General features: G+C 39.9%; 19 protein-coding genes and 1 tRNA gene. 6 read left to right on the plus strand and 14 right to left on the minus strand.

Features of this window, described 5'->3' with window-relative positions; genetic code table 11:
- Positions 1–38: 38 nt before the first annotated feature.
- Together CPBP_RS02360 and CPBP_RS02365 are read left to right on the plus strand one after the other, a co-directional pair.
- Positions 39–1,220 carry a C1 family peptidase gene (locus CPBP_RS02360; protein WP_350332451.1) on the plus strand — a complete coding sequence of 394 codons (1,182 nt, stop codon included), beginning with the start codon at positions 39–41 and terminating at the stop codon, positions 1,218–1,220.
- A gap of 16 nt (positions 1,221–1,236) precedes the next feature.
- Positions 1,237–2,691: a hypothetical protein gene (locus CPBP_RS02365; protein WP_350332452.1), complete on the plus strand. Its 1,455-nt coding sequence runs from the start codon at positions 1,237–1,239 to the stop codon at positions 2,689–2,691.
- A 389-nt stretch (positions 2,692–3,080) separates the two neighbouring features.
- Here CPBP_RS02365 and CPBP_RS02370 read toward each other — a convergent pair whose 3' ends face one another.
- The 4 genes from CPBP_RS02370 to CPBP_RS02385 all read right to left on the minus strand — a co-directional run bounded on the left by CPBP_RS02370 (position 3,081) and on the right by CPBP_RS02385 (position 6,442).
- Complete coding sequence (locus tag CPBP_RS02370; protein WP_350332453.1) at positions 3,081–4,082, minus strand: class I fructose-bisphosphate aldolase; 1,002 nt, start codon at positions 4,080–4,082, stop codon at positions 3,081–3,083.
- Positions 4,075–4,713 (minus strand): lysophospholipid acyltransferase family protein, encoded by a 639-nt coding sequence (locus CPBP_RS02375; RefSeq protein ID WP_350332454.1) that lies wholly within the window; start codon positions 4,711–4,713, stop codon positions 4,075–4,077. The genes CPBP_RS02370 and CPBP_RS02375 overlap by 8 nt, the downstream gene beginning before the upstream one ends.
- An 83-nt stretch (positions 4,714–4,796) precedes the next feature.
- Complete coding sequence (locus tag CPBP_RS02380; protein ID WP_350332455.1) at positions 4,797–5,663, minus strand: cell division FtsX domain-containing protein; 867 nt, start codon at positions 5,661–5,663, stop codon at positions 4,797–4,799.
- Positions 5,660–6,442, minus strand: a complete 783-nt coding sequence (locus CPBP_RS02385; protein ID WP_350332456.1) for a cell division ATP-binding protein FtsE — start codon at positions 6,440–6,442, stop codon at positions 5,660–5,662. The genes CPBP_RS02380 and CPBP_RS02385 overlap by 4 nt, the downstream gene beginning before the upstream one ends.
- Positions 6,443–6,791: 349 nt before the next feature.
- On the opposite strand from CPBP_RS02385, the gene rsfS reads away from it, so the two are divergent.
- From rsfS to CPBP_RS02400, 3 genes are all read left to right on the plus strand, one after another.
- Positions 6,792–7,148, plus strand: a complete 357-nt coding sequence (rsfS, locus tag CPBP_RS02390) for a ribosome silencing factor (RefSeq protein ID WP_350332457.1) — start codon at positions 6,792–6,794, stop codon at positions 7,146–7,148.
- Positions 7,149–7,187: 39 nt separating this feature from the next.
- Positions 7,188–7,263 (plus strand) — tRNA-Lys (locus tag CPBP_RS02395).
- A 410-nt stretch (positions 7,264–7,673) separates the two neighbouring features.
- On the plus strand, positions 7,674–8,846 hold the full coding sequence (locus tag CPBP_RS02400) for a Fic family protein (RefSeq protein WP_350332458.1): 1,173 nt from the start codon (positions 7,674–7,676) through the stop codon (positions 8,844–8,846).
- Between the two features lie 12 nt (positions 8,847–8,858).
- On the opposite strand, the gene CPBP_RS02405 is transcribed toward CPBP_RS02400, so the two are convergent.
- Both CPBP_RS02405 and CPBP_RS02410 read right to left on the minus strand, forming a co-directional pair.
- The gene (locus CPBP_RS02405; protein ID WP_350332459.1) at positions 8,859–10,298 is read right to left on the minus strand and encodes a cryptochrome/photolyase family protein; all 1,440 of its coding nucleotides are present in this window, start codon (positions 10,296–10,298) and stop codon (positions 8,859–8,861) included.
- A 1-nt stretch (position 10,299) separates the two neighbouring features.
- Positions 10,300–10,920: a hypothetical protein gene (locus CPBP_RS02410; RefSeq protein WP_350332460.1), complete on the minus strand. Its 621-nt coding sequence runs from the start codon at positions 10,918–10,920 to the stop codon at positions 10,300–10,302.
- Between the two features lie 93 nt (positions 10,921–11,013).
- Between CPBP_RS02410 and rpmG the strand changes: the two genes are divergently transcribed.
- Positions 11,014–11,184, plus strand: a complete 171-nt coding sequence (gene rpmG / locus CPBP_RS02415) for a 50S ribosomal protein L33 (protein WP_350332461.1) — start codon at positions 11,014–11,016, stop codon at positions 11,182–11,184.
- 728 nt (positions 11,185–11,912) lie between these two features.
- Here rpmG and CPBP_RS02420 read toward each other — a convergent pair.
- The 8 genes from CPBP_RS02420 to tsf form a co-directional block, all read right to left on the minus strand.
- The gene (locus tag CPBP_RS02420; RefSeq protein ID WP_350332462.1) at positions 11,913–12,431 is read right to left on the minus strand and encodes a phospholipase D family nuclease; all 519 of its coding nucleotides are present in this window, start codon (positions 12,429–12,431) and stop codon (positions 11,913–11,915) included.
- A gap of 5 nt (positions 12,432–12,436) precedes the next feature.
- Positions 12,437–12,703 (minus strand): SEL1-like repeat protein, encoded by a 267-nt coding sequence (locus CPBP_RS02425; protein WP_350332463.1) that lies wholly within the window; start codon positions 12,701–12,703, stop codon positions 12,437–12,439.
- A gap of 281 nt (positions 12,704–12,984) precedes the next feature.
- Complete coding sequence (locus CPBP_RS02430) at positions 12,985–13,956, minus strand: NADAR domain-containing protein (protein ID WP_350332464.1); 972 nt, start codon at positions 13,954–13,956, stop codon at positions 12,985–12,987.
- A gap of 26 nt (positions 13,957–13,982) precedes the next feature.
- Positions 13,983–14,711 (minus strand): phosphatidate cytidylyltransferase, encoded by a 729-nt coding sequence (locus tag CPBP_RS02435; RefSeq protein ID WP_350332465.1) that lies wholly within the window; start codon positions 14,709–14,711, stop codon positions 13,983–13,985.
- Positions 14,711–15,409 (minus strand): undecaprenyl pyrophosphate synthase, encoded by a 699-nt coding sequence (gene uppS, locus CPBP_RS02440; RefSeq protein WP_350332466.1) that lies wholly within the window; start codon positions 15,407–15,409, stop codon positions 14,711–14,713. The genes CPBP_RS02435 and uppS overlap by 1 nt, the downstream gene beginning before the upstream one ends.
- A 4-nt stretch (positions 15,410–15,413) precedes the next feature.
- Positions 15,414–15,977 carry a ribosome recycling factor gene (frr, locus tag CPBP_RS02445; protein WP_350332467.1) on the minus strand — a complete coding sequence of 188 codons (564 nt, stop codon included), beginning with the start codon at positions 15,975–15,977 and terminating at the stop codon, positions 15,414–15,416.
- Between the two features lie 24 nt (positions 15,978–16,001).
- Complete coding sequence (gene pyrH, locus CPBP_RS02450; RefSeq protein WP_350332468.1) at positions 16,002–16,682, minus strand: UMP kinase; 681 nt, start codon at positions 16,680–16,682, stop codon at positions 16,002–16,004.
- 28 nt (positions 16,683–16,710) lie between these two features.
- The gene (gene tsf / locus CPBP_RS02455) at positions 16,711–17,628 is read right to left on the minus strand and encodes a translation elongation factor Ts (RefSeq protein ID WP_350332609.1); all 918 of its coding nucleotides are present in this window, start codon (positions 17,626–17,628) and stop codon (positions 16,711–16,713) included.
- Between the last annotated feature and the right edge of the window lie 4 nt (positions 17,629–17,632).

A 17,632-nucleotide genomic window follows, 5' to 3' on the forward strand; every position in this document is an offset into this window, starting at 1 on the left:
AAATGCTCCTCAATTTAACCCATTAAGGAGACGTGAAAATGAAATATCTATTTGCAATTTTGATATCGTTACTATCTGTTACGTCTATTTCTTCAGCCATTAGAAATTACCCTATGGGGTGCTTAGATGAACAACCCACTTGTTTATCTTCAGGAATGGTGCCGCATTCTAATCATGGATTAGGATTCATAAGTGGTTTTAATCAAAATGCTTCTTCAGTTATCCTTAGTCAATTAGGGATTTCTTACCAATCCTTACTTGACCTTCCAGTGACGTCCGAAATGTTTTGTTCTGCTGTCCACGATCAAAATACCCAACTTGGAACGTGTACCGTCTTTGCACTCGCATCTGCAATAGAGTCGTTACTATCCGGCAGAAATATTTCTAGATCTGAACTTTATTTAAGAGTTAAAACAAAGGGTAGATCATCGCTAAATTCAGAAGGATGTTGCTTACGTGAATACATCCCTTTGTTACATGAAGGAGTTCTACCTTGGGAAAATTTTGCATCGTATGATGCGCTTGTGAGTTACCTAAAACTCCGCAAAGAGTCTAATTTAAGATTAATATATTCGCAGGATTACAGAGAAACAATTGAAGACTTAAAAGACCATTGTCAGAAGCGTGCCATACTTATACCTAGCGATTTTCATCCCCGGTGGACTGAGGAGGATTATCAAGCAAGAGTAGATGATGGGACACCTATAGCTGCACGAGCATTTTGTTGGATAAATCCATTCTATTGGGGTGTTAGAGCAATAAGCGATACCCCGTCTCATAGTTTTGACAAAATAGTAACTAAAACAAGACACAAAATGGAACAAATGCCGTATCTGAAAGAGCGTTTTAATATGATTTCACTTAATGTTTCATGGGTGGGGTTAAAGACTATTAAAGCAATCATCAGCCATAAGATTCCCGTAGTAGTAAGCTTTGCCGTATTTAAGGCACCTCATTTGCCCAAGAATATGTGGGCTGAACTTTTTTCAGCGGGTAAAGATTTGATAGACTTGCCCCCTGAAAATGCACAGCCTTTACCAATGAGTCATGCTGTATGTTTATGTGGATACGACAATAGGATCCAGACTAAATCTGGAAAGGGGGCATTCCGTTTAAAAAATAGCTGGAGCGAAGAGTGGGGTGATCAAGGGTATACGTGGGTAAGTTACGAATACTTTTTGCAACATACAAAAAGTGCCTATGCTATAACTATAAAATAATAGACAAGGAGCTTTTATGAAATTAAAGGAATTATTAATTTATGGGGTTGCCACAGGGTTACTGACAGGATGTTCGGCAACATCAAATGATCCAGAACTTCAATCAACTGAGGAGGCTCATAATAAAGTCAAAGAATTAAAAATAGAGCAAAATCCAATGATCAGATATTTATTTGATCACACTGCAAAAGCTGCTCTTATGTTGCCGGATCCGGATCTGTGCGGTGGCTCAGACGAATTATATGGTGTATTAAGCAATCCGATTAAGAAAACGATAAAGTCAATTTGGAAGGCTCTTGAAAAACAAGGATTCAGCGGGTATGACGTATCGCTATTAGAAACTGAGAACGTTGAATGGTCTGCTTCGTTTAACGCTGTATATACTAGCATGAGGTCTTTAGCTCCCCCTCAAACTGATAACGACTTTCATTCCAGATTTGTAGAATACTTAGTTAATTTGACTTCCGAATTATCTTTGAGCAAAGAATATTTTCCATTTGAGGTTACTAGACAGGAGCTTAAGCACACTAAAACTCTTTTCGGATTAAAATATCAAGGTAGACTCTTAACAGTTGTAAGAACCGATGAAGGCACCTATGAAGCCGTCCTTGCTGATGAATTCCGCCCAGGTGCTGCAAATGCTGGATCATTTTATGTCCCACCTAAAATCGACACTGACGTTCCAGTAACACAAGCACAAATTGATGAATGGAATCAGGTGTTTATTGATGCATTAAAAGAAGATCCATTTTTTGGTAAAGAGATGAGTACACCAACCGACACCTCTGGTTCAACCTCTGCATTAGCAGCGTTGAAAGGTAAATCTGGGGTGGATGCAACTCAATTTACAGTGAACGGTGTTGCTGGTTCTCAGGTTGATTTGGGGTTACCGGTATATGTTCAACTCAAAGGATCAGTAGATCAAGACAAATCTACCACTGGAATGACGGGTTTGTTTGCCTACAAATTGGGCAATTCTGTGCTAGGTGTTGTTCAATCCTATGCAAACTCTGGTGCTGGGTTTAGTGCTGACAGCCGCCAATTGGAATCATCGATCGTGGCTGCGCATTCGTTTGGATTGATGTTTGTTGAAGGTCAATTCGGATCTATATCAACAACCGACGTTAACTTCAACGATTGGTCAGGTGTACGATCTCAAGTAAGATTTGGCATCGATACTCCATTCGGTGCTCCCTTTGTACAACTGACTCACAGAAACTTTGGACACACATCTGACACCGCTGGGTATGTTGGATTCGAAATCGCGAATACTGAATTCAAAGCAGACACCTATGCATTCAGCACATCTGTGTTAACCAAAGTTGGTCACCACTCTGTTAATGGCGCAACCGGCTCCATCGATTGGACAGCAGCGCTAAACCTCAACAGTGGCGTTGCGTTTACCACCAACCTAACCCTAGGTTCAGCACTTGACTCTAAAGCTGCATTCAATCTGTCTCTAGATCGCTAAGCTTTCTTTAGCCTGCTATTAACATTGAATTAACAAAGGTTAACAAATTTTTAAAAAATCAATTTCGCGCCACCCCCCACCCTATCACCCTTCGTGAACTCAGGGTGGGGGGACAACGCCCACCTTAGGGATCGGTGAAATAATAGACGAAGTTTTCCGTCATTTCTTCACGAAACTGAGAGTTAAAATAACAATGTATGTGCGCACAAAAGTACTATATCGCACAAAAGTTAACAAAAGATTGACAAACTAAAGATTTTTCTCAAACGATGCCATCTAACGGATGTAACGGCACGTTGCCAGCGTGCCGCTGGACTCGATAGGATGGATCCGAAGCGATCCTGGCACGGATTTAAACATAGGACTGTTGTCAATTTTTCTGTGACTAGCTATAATTGCCCCAAGGTCGCCAATGAATTTAAGCGTGCCTGCTCAATGAATGCTTCCTGCGCTGCTGGCACATTTGCATCTTGCCCTTTCCAGGTTGTCAGTGCTTTGCGTTGTAATGCACGACCATAAGAAAAACTTAACACCCACGGCAAATCAGTCGTTTGATTCATCAATGCCAAATGCTTAATTGCCAAATCATCGCGTTGCCCCCCTGACAGGAAAACAATTCCAGGAACGTCAGAGGATACAGTATTCTTAAAACAATCCAATGTCTTCTGAGCTACCCTTTCTGGGGTTGGTTGATCAGGACACATTAATCCAGCAATCACCATGTTTGGTTTTAATAAGATGCCCTCTAAATAAACACCCTTTTGATTTAACGCATCAAACAGAGTGCTTAATACAGTGGATGTTACTTGATGCGAAACATCCAAACTATGCACACCATCCATCAATACCTCAGGCTCGACAATAGGCACAATATCATGCTGCTGACAAATCAACGCATACTTTGCCAATGCCTCTACATTTGCACGAATAGCCTCGGTTGTAGGTTTTCCTTGAGATGGGTCTATATGAATGACGGCTCGCCATTTTGCAAACGTTGCATGGTGTTCTTTGTATCGATCTAATCGCTCTCCCAATCCTTCAAGCCCTTTTGTAATGGTTTCTATCGAATCATCATTAAATGGAGCAACCCCAAGATCTACTTTAATTCCAGACAGGACACCTTTTTCTTTTAGGGCTGCGGAAAACTCTTGCCCATGACTGTTGAATTGGTTAATTGTTTCATCCTGCATAATCACGCCAGAAATATAAGTCTCAATTCCAGGTGCAGCAAATAACATCTCACGGTATCGACGACGATTTTCAGCCGTATTTTCAATATGTAAAACTTCAAATTTTTTACCGATATTCGACGGCGTTTCATCAGCAGCAAGGATCCCTTTTCCTTTTGATAAAATAGCGTTAATCGTAGCGTTTAAGATATTCTTATTCATGTTTATTCTCTCCGATTTTTGCAAGTTCTTTTGCTTTTGTATGAACCATTCCTGGCACTATTGTTTTTAACGTATCATCGTCAAAGACTGCAGGCAACACAGGGTAAATAAATACGTTAACTTTACCTGGCTTAATAAAGAATTTATGGGGTCGCCAATACACTCCTGCATTATGCACTACGCATAAAATAGGAGCCTTTGTATGTTTATGGATTAAATAAATACCTTTTTGAAATTCGCCAGGCTGATCAGGCTGTTTACGCGTTCCTTCTGGAAAAATACAAATCGGACGCTGTTCATCCTTTAATCGCTGATCAATACCACGTAATAAGGTTTTAAACGAACTTGCAGCATTTTTTCGATCAATCGCCAGCATTCCTGTACGTAACAAGTACCACCCAAACAAGGGTATATTTAACAACTCTTTCTTCAAAATCATAACGGGGTTTTTAAAAATTGTAAAAAACATCAATGTTTCCCACACAGACTGATGGTTGGCCACAATCAAGAATGAATTGTCTTTTGGAATGTTATTTAACCCCTCAATCTCTACATCCAATCCAACAATATACTTCAATAAAAATCGAGCATACCCTGTAAATAATTTGGGTATAAATAAAGGTCGACGCATCAACAAACATGGAAACAATGCGATCAACATTAGGATAGTGCCACTATAAAAAAGTATATGAAAAACAAAAGACCGAACAAATATCATGCGCATACCGAATTGTTATATTTTTTCTTTAAACAACTCAAAACGGTAACCGGAACTATGAACTGTACAATTGCCATCATTAAGACCGGAATTCCAAGGGCAACATATCCCCAAGTAACCCAAGACAAATCCCGCCCTAGATGCAAGCTTTCTCCCATACACAGGGCTCCAACTGCAATATACAAACACACATTTAAGGCTAGCGATAACACAAATGATTTGATTAAAATAACAGCAGCATATTTCTGAAAGATTTTGGAAATAAAGTAATTGGGAGCCCCCAACAAATTAAACAATTCGATGGTGCGTTCGTGGGTTTGAACCTCTGCATACATTATGAACGCGATAATCGCGCACATTGCACAAATCATAATCATTCCAAAACTAAATGAAACTATTTCAACCATCTTACCCATCGCCAACGCTTCTGGAGAGGTCAATACAGGCTTAACCAACGCAGTATGCGGAATAATCTTTTGCAAACCATCCAACAGTTTATCGGCATTAAAGGTAGAAAGCTTATCTTTTGATACTACAAAATCAATCAAAATCGGCGCATCCGATGAAGACAATCCCATTTGAAACATCATTTTTTGAACATAACTTTTTTCAAGAACTTCTATGACTTCAACTTCAGACTGCTGTTTCAGAATATGGATAACATCCGGCAATTGAGTCCCTGAATTATGGGGCAATTCAATTGTAAACGTCGCTTGAACCGCACTGTTCCAATCTTGGATATATCGATTAACACCAACGCTTACAAGCAGTGATAAGCTGGTAACAAACAGCATCAACCCCAGGACGATACTAATCCAGACATCTGATCCAAACGGAATATCAAAACGTCGTTGTTTTATCATCTTAAATGTTCCACATCTGATCCAATAATAATATTCCGAGATACAAGAGATGACGTTTGAGGGGGGGTATTCGTAGGTCCCACACCAGAATATCGTTTACTTGCTTTATCATTCAGCTGAATTTTTTTATCTTTGATTAACAGCTCTGGGTATGGATATGATGCTGCCAACCCTCGATCATGGGTTGCAAAAATTACGGTCGTTCCTCGTTTATGTAATTCTTCAAATAAATGTAAAATACGAATAGCGTTTTCTTTATCCACGTTCCCAGTAGGCTCATCCGCTAACAGAAATACGGGACGATTGATCACTGCCCGTGCAATCGCAGCACGCTGTTTTTGCCCACCTGACAACACATCTGGATAATGATTAATATACCGAGCCAATCCAACCCAGCTGAGCATTTCACTGGCATTGTATAAAGCTTGAGAGCGATTCAATCCACGAATGCGTAACGGCAGCGCAACATTTTCAATTAAGGTTAAATGATTCAACATATAGCAATCTTGAAACACCATCCCGATCTTTTGACGCAGGTATGGAATCTTTCGTTGCGATATACTTAATGAATCCTGTCCAAGTACAGACACATTTCCCTGAGTCGGCATAACATCCATATAGATCAATTTAAGTAAGGATGTTTTACCAGAACCACTGGATCCCGTTAAAAAATAAAATGTACCCGAATTAAACTTTAAGTTTAAATCCCAAAACACATCTTCATCTGTTTTATAGGAAAGGGATACTCGATCAAAAATAACTAACGGTTTTTTTTGCACAACGTGACTCTGAATTCTTTAATTAATAGGATGCCCAAATATATATCATATGTCCAGATTTTTCTAAAAGAATATGTAGAGTTATTAGAAAGAACTTCTGTAAATAGGCACGCGCCCTATGGATACGTGACATTGTGCACATCACCCACCCGGCAGACCATCATAAGGCTCCAAGGCGCAGATCCTATTAAAGCGGGCCGCAGTATGTTTAATATGTATAACCTGTGTCAACACACATCGAATCTAACCTAATGGATGCAGTGTCACACTGCCAAATGAAAAAAATCTATTATTTTTTATCAATTCATATTATGCTGCAGCAGATTTAAAGGTGCATTTAGGATTATTGATGGAAAAACAACTCTCTTCAAAAGAATTATTTGATTTAATTTATAAAACATTAGACGACCACAAAGCAGAAGATCTTACAATCATTGACTTATCAGACAAGACGTCTTTGGCTGACAGCATGATCATTGCATCAGCACGATCCAGCCGTCATTTAATGTCATTAGCAGAGCATCTGTATCTAACGTTAAAGGGTGAAGCCCCCATTAAAATTGAAGGCAAAGATGGCAGCACGTGGATTGTCGTCGATACATTTTTCGTGATTGTTCATTTGTTTACAAAAGATACTCGCGAATTATATAACCTTGAAAAATTATGGAATACGCCTTCTTTGTTTAAAGAATCAAAATCGTTATAGACACGTTTCCGTCTTTTTGATATAAACACATTGGTCTTTGGGCGCATAGCTCAGTTGGTAGAGCGGCTGACTCTTAATCAGTAGGTCACAGGTTCGAATCCTGTTGCGCCCACCAAAGATTTTCAATGGAAGTTAACTCCACTTTAAATAAAGCAAAACGCTATTTTCGTTACTTATTGTTTTATAACTAACGTAGACTTTACTTAAGAAATTTTAAATAAAGTAAAACGCCATTTTCTTTACTTAACTATTTTTAACACTCACAAACGTTACTTACACAACTCTAACGCTCACAAAATGCCTTTTTTGATCGCTAAATTCTTGTAACGCTCATAAATGTTACTTACATTTTTTTAAGTAACACAAAACACGCCTTTCGTTACTTAGCTATTTTTAACGCTCATAAATGTTACTTACACAACCCTAACGATCATAAAATGCGTTTTTTGATCGCTAAATACTTGTAACACTCATAAATGTACGTTAAATTATGTTAACGTACATTATCTTGAAAAATCGTTCATTATGTCTTTAGATAAGAAACAACGAATAGGTCGATATATCAACAGCTCAACGGCCGGTGAAATCTATCAAACGTATCTACCCTCTGACTTACCACCCAATCCTCCGTTAGACTTAACAGAGCTCTACACTTTATTGGATGCAGCAAACATTGCGCTGGGACGCCTGGATGGTATGAGCATGCTACTTCCAGATCCATCGTTGTTTTTATATATGTATGTCCGTAAAGAAGCTGTTCTTTCTTCACAAATTGAAGGCACTCAATCGTCGCTTTCAGATCTACTGATGTTTGAAAATGCAGAAGCCCCCGGGGTTCCTGTAGATGACGTGACTGAAGTCTCATGTTACGTATCTGCGTTAAACTATGGTATTGAACGCTTAAAGAGCTTTCCTCTTTCACTTCGTCTGATTCGAGAAATTCATGGCAAACTGATGGATAACGCCCGCGGCGGTCAAAAACAACCTGGTGAGTTTAGAACCTCTCAAAATTGGATTGGTGGCAGTCGTCCGGGAAATGCCAGATTTGTTCCACCATCTCCTGAAACGCTGATGGTCTGTCTTGATAAATTTGAAAAGTTTTTGCATGATGACACAGTTAAGTTGCCAACGCTAATTAAAGCAGCGCTTGCACATGTGCAGTTTGAAACTATTCACCCATTTTTAGATGGCAACGGTCGCTTAGGACGATTGCTTATTACATTTATGTTATACGTCGACGGAACTCTAAAAGAACCTCTTTTATACCTTAGCCTTTATTTCAAAGCCAATCGCGAAGCCTATTATAAACATCTGCAAGCCGTTCGTGAAACTGGCGATTGGGAATCATGGATAGCATTTTTCTTGAATGGAGTTATTGACACGGCAAACCAAGCAACTGACGCAGCTCAGAGGATTATTAAGTTATTTAACTCCGATCAAGCCCATATTGGTGCTTCTGGACAATCAACAGCAGCAGCATTGAGAATATATAGCTACTTTCAACATCACCCTCTCTCAAATACTGCCACAATCAAAAAAATTACAAAATTATCAACACCCACAGTTATGAGAGGTTTATCCACTTTAGAAAGCTTAGGCATCATCAACGAAACAACGGGCAAAGCACGTCACAAAGTATTTGCATACAAACACTATCTCGACATCCTAAGTCAAGGCACTGAACCGCTTAAGTATTAAAGGTTGAGTTGATCATTCTCTAATCCCCGCATACGCTTGTAATGCTCTGTTTCGTGTTGCTTTCAGGTCAACCATTGGTTCTGGATACGTATGTCCCAGTCGAACACCTGCATCCTTTAACACGGATAACGGGGCTGTCCATGGCTGATGGATATATTTTACATCCAGATCTCGCAACTCTGGAATCCACCGTTTAACATAGATTCCATCCGGATCAAACTTTTCACCCTGAGTAATTGGATTAAAGATTCTAAAATACGGTGCGGCATCAACACCACATCCAGCGACCCATTGCCAGCTTGCACTGTTACTGGCCAGATCCGCATCCACCAATGTATCCCAAAACCATTCCGCCCCATGACGCCAATGAATCAACAGGTTCTTTGTTAGAAACGACGCAACAATCATGCGTGCACGGTTATGCATGTACCCCGTTTGCCAAAGCTCTTGCATTGCGGCATCAATAATGGGAAAGCCTGTTTTTCCTTGCTGCCATTTTCTTAAATCGTCTGGGTTATTACCCCATTCAAATTGATTGAATTCCGATCGAAATGGTTCTGTGGGCAACACCGGAAAATGATACAGTAAATGGTACGAAAACTCTCTCCACCCTAACTCCGACAAGAAATGCTGCACGCCCGAAAGATCTCCCTGCCCTAACGCCATTAATTCTTGACATCTATGGTAAATAAGCCTAGGGCTAATTTCACCAAAATGCAAATGTGGGGATAACATCGATGTTGCGCTTTTATCCATATAGTCGCGCTGTTCTTTATAGGACATGACCGCAGTTTCAAAAAATTCATTCAGCTTGTGTAACGCGGTAAATTCTCCTGGACTCCAATCAAATCCCGTTGCCCAATTGGGATTAGACGGCAATAGTTTAAAATCATCTAACTGCACAGATGTTTCTAACGTTTCTAAGAAAGGAATCGCTGAATCTAAACTGTTACCTGAAAGCGTTATTGGATCAACTGATTGCTGCAAACAGTGTTTCCAAAACGGAGTAAACACCTTAAAGAAATTTCCCTGTAGGTTTTTGATTGTCCACGGCTCAAACAACAAACTGGCATTAAATGATTTCACATTAATACCCGCAGACGTCATGGATTCTTTAATTGCCTTGTCACGTGCAATTGAAAACGGCTCATAACATCGATTCCAAACAATCGTATCTGACTGAGTCTGATGTTGCAAATCACTTAATATCTGTTGAGGATCCCCTGCAAAAATATGCAATCGATGCCCTTTCGATTCTAAGGAATTCGACAGTGATTGCAAACTGTGATGCAACCACCATCGGGATGCTCCACCCAGTTTCCATTGCCCAGGCGCATCATCATCCAGGATATAAACGGGAATGATAGTGCCCCTTGCCGCAGCATACTCTAACGCAGGATTATCATGAATCCGTAAATCCTGCCGAAACCAAACGATTGTTTTTAATGACATTTCATTCATGGTGAATTATTTTAGCGCCTTTTACATCGCCTATCTTAACCTTGTTTCCATACACAACATGCACTTCACCTTGCTCCGACTCAAACATAACGTTATCAATACGGGTATTTCCATAGAACATAAGTTTTTGATGTTGATCATCTGAATTTGGGCGCTTCACCACAATGGACTTAGCGAAAGAATCTGTAATCATCGATTCACTCATGGTTAATGTAACAGCATTGAACGATGAGTTTAATGCGTTTAGCCTTCCAATAAGTGTAAGATTTTTAGCAACAGTAACGTTTGTGAAATCAGAATATCCCGTAATCGTTACTGTATCGCTTGTTACATCTGTTAACGATACTGGTCCTGTAATAACGACCTTTTTTAACTTCGCTGTTTTAAGGCTCATCGGTCCTGTAACACTAAAAGTATCCGCAGTAATATTGGAAGCCGTCAAAGGTCCCGTTATGGAATTTTCCTTTGCAGTGACAGCGTCCAGATTCGCAACACCAAGCACCGTCAACTGATCAAATTTTTTTGATGATAAAGTTGTATCCCCAAAATAACTTTTTCCGAATGCAGTGACCGATATGTTCAATATCCCTAAGAAAACCAGGACATATTTCATGTTTACTCTTTCACTAAGTATCTGGATTCAAGATATTGACATTTGGATCTTTTCGCAATATAATTCATCAAAGATTAATTTAGGAATTATGCCATGGCCAAGAAAAGTGCCGTAACGTTAATTAGATTAGTAAGCTCTGCAGATACAGGCTTCTTCTACGTTACCAAAAAGAACCCACGTAACATTACTGAAAAAATGTCGTTCAATAAGTATGATCCTGTTGCACGTAAACATGTTCTATTTAAAGAAGCTAAAATTAAATAACTGTCTTTCAGTTTTTAGCAAAAGCCTCCTTCGGGAGGTTTTTTGTTTGCTATAGCCAATCACGGATAAAGTGGGTACGCGGCGCTGAAGGAAGAAAAATGATTTCTTTGCGATACTTTGGAGACAAGTCTACTGCCTGTCAACATACCATTGCACCAGGAATGATCCCTGTCCCCATTAAGTTAGATCCGATTCGTTCTGACACGGATTCTCACATCAGCAAACGGCGCAGGTTCGCCCCTGAGCAACCTGAGGTTGCATCCGATAGAAAAAATTACTGGGGCGAAGGGCGCCGCGCACTCGCTTTATCAGTGTTCAGCTATAGAAAGCTCTCGCTCGTTAATCCTTGTTAATAAAGATTAAGATTGCGTTAACGCGATTTTTTTTACCACCCCCCGCCCTAGTCACCCTCAGTGACCTTCGGGTGAGGGGACAAAACCCACTCCCTAAATCGAGACTAAATAGACGAAGCAATCCGTCTTTTCTTCACGAAACGGTGGGCTAAAATAACAATGTATATAAGTGCACTAAAAGTACTATAGCGCACAAAAATTAACAAAAGATTGACGAAGAGGATATTTTTGCAACCTGAGGTTGCATCCACTAAGGTATAGCTAAACGCAAATAAAATGGATATATTTTGTGAATCAAATCATTAATTAATCCAATGATTTCAAGGCTAACTACTTAAGGCACATATAACCACTTTATGTTAAGCATGCTATAGCTTAGCTCTTTTCCCATGCAATTTTCCAATCACGCAAGTATTTCTTCAACAGGGTGCGCTGTTTTAAAATCAGCAAATTTTCTGCGTTACGCGACTCTGCCCCCCTGGTAAAATTATAGGATCCCGTGATCAGAATCGCATTATCAATGATGATAACTTTATTGTGAGCCAACCCTTTACATTTCTCTCGTTTGACGGTAATTCCAGCATCGATTAACATATTAACCAACGAATGAGCCCCCTTCATTTGCCCCTTATCCGCCAAAACTAAAACACTAACCCCTCGTTGATGCGCATCAATCAACGCCGTGGCAATTTCCTGAGATGTAAAGGCATAGGCTCGCATGTGAATCGTGTGCTGCGCAGCATCAATGTATTGCACAATTTTGGGATAGCATTTTTCCTCCGGCGTAAAACAGACAATCGGTCGTTGATTTTTCGGTATCACCGCCTGTTGTGCCGTAACGCTAGTTACACTTATCGCTATTGCCACTATCAGAATTCGAATATTTTGTGTCATTAGGATTAATCGTTGCTTTTGCTATACATCATTCTTAATTCATCAAAAGCTGCTTCAGCAACTACATCTCCTTGATCCGCTGCTAGTTTGTAATATCGCAATGCTTTGGTATAATCTTTACCTTGATCATACATCAATCCAAGATTATACTGAGCCTCTGCTTCACCATCCTTGGCAGCTATCAATAACAGTTCAAATGCTTTTTCATAGTTTTCTTCATCTATGTACTTTAAAGCCAATTCAACAGCAGGATGATATAGTGATGTTTTCAACAGTGACTCTCCTAACAATATAAATCTTTTCTCCCAAGACGGGGCTATTCTTTCCTTCGGATCAATTCTAAGATTTTTATTATTTAGAAGGTTAACTACTCATTATAAGCAAGCATCCTATAGATATAGGGAACCCTGAATTGATTTTCAAGGCTTTATTAACATTTCTTAAAATTACTAAAAAAAAGACACCCCAACAATGAGGGATGTCTTTAATATAGTTTTTATTGAAAATGCAACTTCTAATGTGAGCTTATTAAGTATGCTACATTTGACCTCAACTAAGATATTTTATAGAGATCTTTTAATGTTTGTTGAACGGCCATCCAAATCAATCCAAGCCTATTTTCACCTGGACCTAATCTAGTTGGATCCGACTTGCTTCCATCGCCCCATTTATCATCATTACCGGTATGCTCAACGATTAAATACCCTCTATTCAATTGATGGATTAAATATTGTATCATTCGATCGCTAGGATTTTGCAACGCCTTTCCAAGAACAATGTTAATCATTACCCAAACACTGGAATCATCCCAGGGTTTGTAAAACGCAGCATCCACTGTCTTTCCTTTGGCTGCAGCTATTCGTTGTATTCTAGGCGCCACATCACGTTGAATTGCCCCACCCGTTTGATTGGCAAACTGACCACTGAACGCCTGTGCCTCTGCATCCCCCAAAAGCAATGCTAATTTCGCTGCTTGGAACGGAGTTTCTGAACATGCAAATGTCGCAGCCACCCCGCCTACAGTTGCAGTTGTCGGAACGCCATATGTATTTGCTAATTCTTTGCCAAAACTTCTAGCATCATAGAAATGTATTCCTACTGGGTTAGCCCCATCGGATATCATACCATCTGCTGCAAATGCATAGTTTGCGGCTCCACCTGTTGAGCGAAAACTATCATATCGATATCGTTGTGCAACATAGTTATCGATTGTTTGTTGTAAAAGAGCTGGCATTACGCCTTGAACTTGAATTTTTGTAATTGGAACTAAACCTAGTCTTACCTGCTCTGCAGCAGATAATGCCACAGGACCCTCGGGGGGAACTACTGGCGCCACGACAGCAGCGGGGGTAACTTTTACTCTAGGAATATTTTCATCATATCCCCTAATTGAAAAATGCAATCTATCACTATCAGGGACAGCTTCTCCATTGCACACAGAAACACTTAACACGTTCAAAACTAAAACAAGACACGAAAAATACTTCAATTGCGCACCATATTGTCTAAATTCAATATTGATCATATCATTGCAAATTCATTTGTCAATTTCTAAAAAAAGATACCACAACTATGCAGAATGTCTTTTACGTAATAGGCACAACAGACAGCCAGGAAGCTATCGAAACGATCCAAGAACCCACCATGACCTGGAATCAATTGGCTTGAATCTTTGACACCCACATAACGCTTTACCCACGACTCTAACAGATCCCCCAAATGGGCAAAGATGCTGTAGAACATAAAGCGAATTGAAAATACTAATGTGGAAAACAATGTGATGCCACTGAAAAAATTATACAGAAACGATGACGCACCCGTATATGGCAAAAGCTCTGCTAACTGTGCGTACATCACGGCCGAACATATCACTACACAGACACACACGCCGCCCCAAAATCCTTCCCAAGTTTTTTTAGGGCTAATCACTGGTGAAAAAGGAGTTTTTCCAAATTTTTTACCAAAAATATAGGCACCAACATCCGTCGTCCACACAATTAAAAACGTCATAAACTGCTTGTGTTGAATATCCTTTAATGTCCAAAATTTATGCATCGCCAATCCGATATAGATCACGCCCACACTAATGAACACCAATTCTTGAAATTTTAACCCTTTTCGAACGGCATACCCACGCCATAGATTTAGCCATTCATAGACTAAAACCATACTTAATCCCAAGCACAAAGCGTCGAAATATACGCCGCCCAGATACAACAGCACTAATATTCCTGGAACAAAAACTATACTGGAAAGGGTACGCTTTAATAGCTCAGACATTATATTTTTCCAAATCGTCGATGACGATGCTGATAACACTCTATAGCCAAAGTTAATTCGTGTTTATTAAAATCAGGCCACATTGCATCACAAAAATACAATTCACTGTATGCTGCCTGCCATAATAAAAAGTTACTGATACGTTGTTCGCCACTGGTGCGAATTAGCAAATCAGGATCAGGTACATCACTTAAACTTAAATGTTGTGACACCATCTCTTCTGTTACAGATTCAGGATCTACCCCTTCAGCAACGATTCTCTTTACTGCTTGAACAATATCCCATTTACCCGAATAACTTAGGGCTAAGTTTAAAAAAAAGCGATCGTTATTGATCGTTTTTTGCTCTGCTTCATCAATGATGGTTTGCAAGCTTTTGGGCAGCTTACTCTTATTTCCAATCACACGAAATCGAACATTTTCTTTATGCAATGCGTTCAATTCTTTTTTCAGATATGTTTCAGCCAATCTCAATAACAGTGACACTTCGTCACCAGGTCTAGACCAGTTTTCTTCTGAAAAACCAAACAGTGTAAGGGCTTTCACGCCAAGATCTGCTGCAGTTTGTACAGTTTCTCGTACAACTTCTGCACCTTTTTGATGCCCCATAGAACGAGGGAGCCCCCTTTCAGAGGCCCACCTTCCATTTCCATCCATGATAATTCCAATATGATACGGAACCGATGCCGCGTTATTCATTATCTTATACCTGCATTATGTCTTTTTCTTTTTGACTTAACGCTGTGTCAATTTTTACAATATATTCATCCGTTAATTTTTGAATATCTTTTTCATGACGCGCAGTCTCATCTTCCGAAATGATTTTATCTTTTTCCATTTTCTTTAAGACATCCATTCCATGGCGACGAATGTTTCGAATCGAAATGCGCCCTTCTTCTGCGTACTTTACAGAAATTTTTGCCATTTCTTTGCGACGTTCTTCATTCAGTTGAGGAACGGGCACACGCACAGTTTGACCGTCTGCCACTGGGTTTAAACCAAGTCCTGCATCGCGAATTGCTTTTTCAACAGACTTAACCAACCCCTTGTCCCACACTTGAACAGATAACGTACGAGGTTCCGGAATATTAATGTTTCCCAGCTGATTAATAGAAACAGAATTGCCATAGGCTTCCACCACCACGGAATCTAGCAACTGTGCTGATGCTCGCCCGGCACGAAGCCCTGCGAATTCTTTTTTAGTATGTTCAACAGCTGCATTCATTTTGTCATGCAGCTCTTTGGATAGTTCTGAAAATGATTGCATTGGTAATCTCTCTATCTTAATGATTTAAGAAACGATCGTATATAACCCTTCACCACAAATTGCTTTTGCAAGTTGTCCGGGATTTTTAATATTAAATACAACGACTGGAATTTTGTTTTCTTTTGCTAACGAAATCGCGGCAGCATCCATAACATTCAATTCTTTTGTTAACACATCTTGATACGTTAACGTCTCGTAGAATTTAGCAGATTCATTTTTTACAGGGTCATCGCTATAGATACCATCGACCTTCGTCCCTTTAAAAATTGCCTGACAATTCATCTCACACGCACGTGAGGCTGCGGCAGTATCCGTAGAAAAAAACGGGACTCCAATCCCGCCTGCATGAATCACGATACGCCCATTGTGCATATACTCAAATGCACGCCGTCTGGTAAACGTTTCAGCGATCTCATTCATGTTAATCGATGTCATAACTCTGGCATCCAGACCTATGTCTGTCATACACGTTTGCAGCGCTAACGCATTCATTACGGTGGCTAACATCCCCATGTAATCGGCCGTTGCGCGATCCATACCCTGCGCTTGACCCATATTACCACGGAAAATGTTACCCCCGCCGATCACAACATTAATCTGAACCCCTATATCTCGAATTGCTTTCAACTCTTGGCAGACGCGATTCATAACCTCCGGAGAAAAAATAGTTTCTCCAGCCAGAATTTCTCCTGATAATTTTAGCATAATCCGTTGATATAGGGGTTTCATAATGTTATTTACTCATCGCTGCAACTTCAGCAGCAAAATCAGTTGCTTGCTTTTCAATGCCTTCACCCAATTCAAATCGCAAGAATCCAGTTAGTTTTACTGGTGTTCCGATTTCCTTAGAAAGCTCATTTACAACATCAATGACTTTTTTCTTATTGTCTAAAACATACGCTTGTTCAAGCAATGATGCTTCAGATAAATAAGTCTTTACACCGCTTTCGATCATTTTTTCAATGATATTTTCAGGGCGACCTGCTGCAATTGCTTTTTCACGTAAAAAGTTTGCTTCACGTTCCACCAATGCTTTATCAACGCCTTCTGGGTTTAAAGCAGCTGGGTTCATTGCAGCAATGTGCATCGCAATACCCTCACCCACAGCGGTTAGCTTTGATGCATCAGCATCAGTTTCAAATGCAACCATAACACCAATTTTACCAAGACCTGATACAATTTGGTTATGCACATAAGAAATAATATGACCCTTTGAAACGCTGATGTTTGCAACACGACGCAAGTTCATGTTTTCACCAATCGTCGCAATCAAGTTTGTTAAAACGTCTTGAACTGTTTTGCCGCCTTCGTATTCAGAGGCTTTCAAAGCTTCTGCATCTGCCTTACCATGAGCTTTCTTAACAACAGTCCGAACAAAGTCCTGGAATGTGTCATTACGCGCCACAAAGTCAGTTTCAGCATTAACTTCAATCACAACCGCAGTGTTGCCTTGCACGTCAACAGCAATCAACCCTTCAGCCGCAACACGGTCAGATTTTTTAGCCGCAGCTGATAAACCTTTTTTACGTAACCAATCAACTGCAGCTTCAAAATCACCGTTTGATTCTTCTAATGCTTTTTTGCAGTCTAACATTCCTGCGCCTGTCTTTTCGCGCAGCTCTTTTACCATACTTGCAGAAATTGCCATAATATTA

The sequence above is a fragment of the Candidatus Bodocaedibacter vickermanii genome, assembly GCF_014896945.1.
GTDB classification, from domain to species: domain Bacteria; phylum Pseudomonadota; class Alphaproteobacteria; order UBA6184; family UBA6184; genus Bodonicaedibacter; species Bodonicaedibacter vickermanii.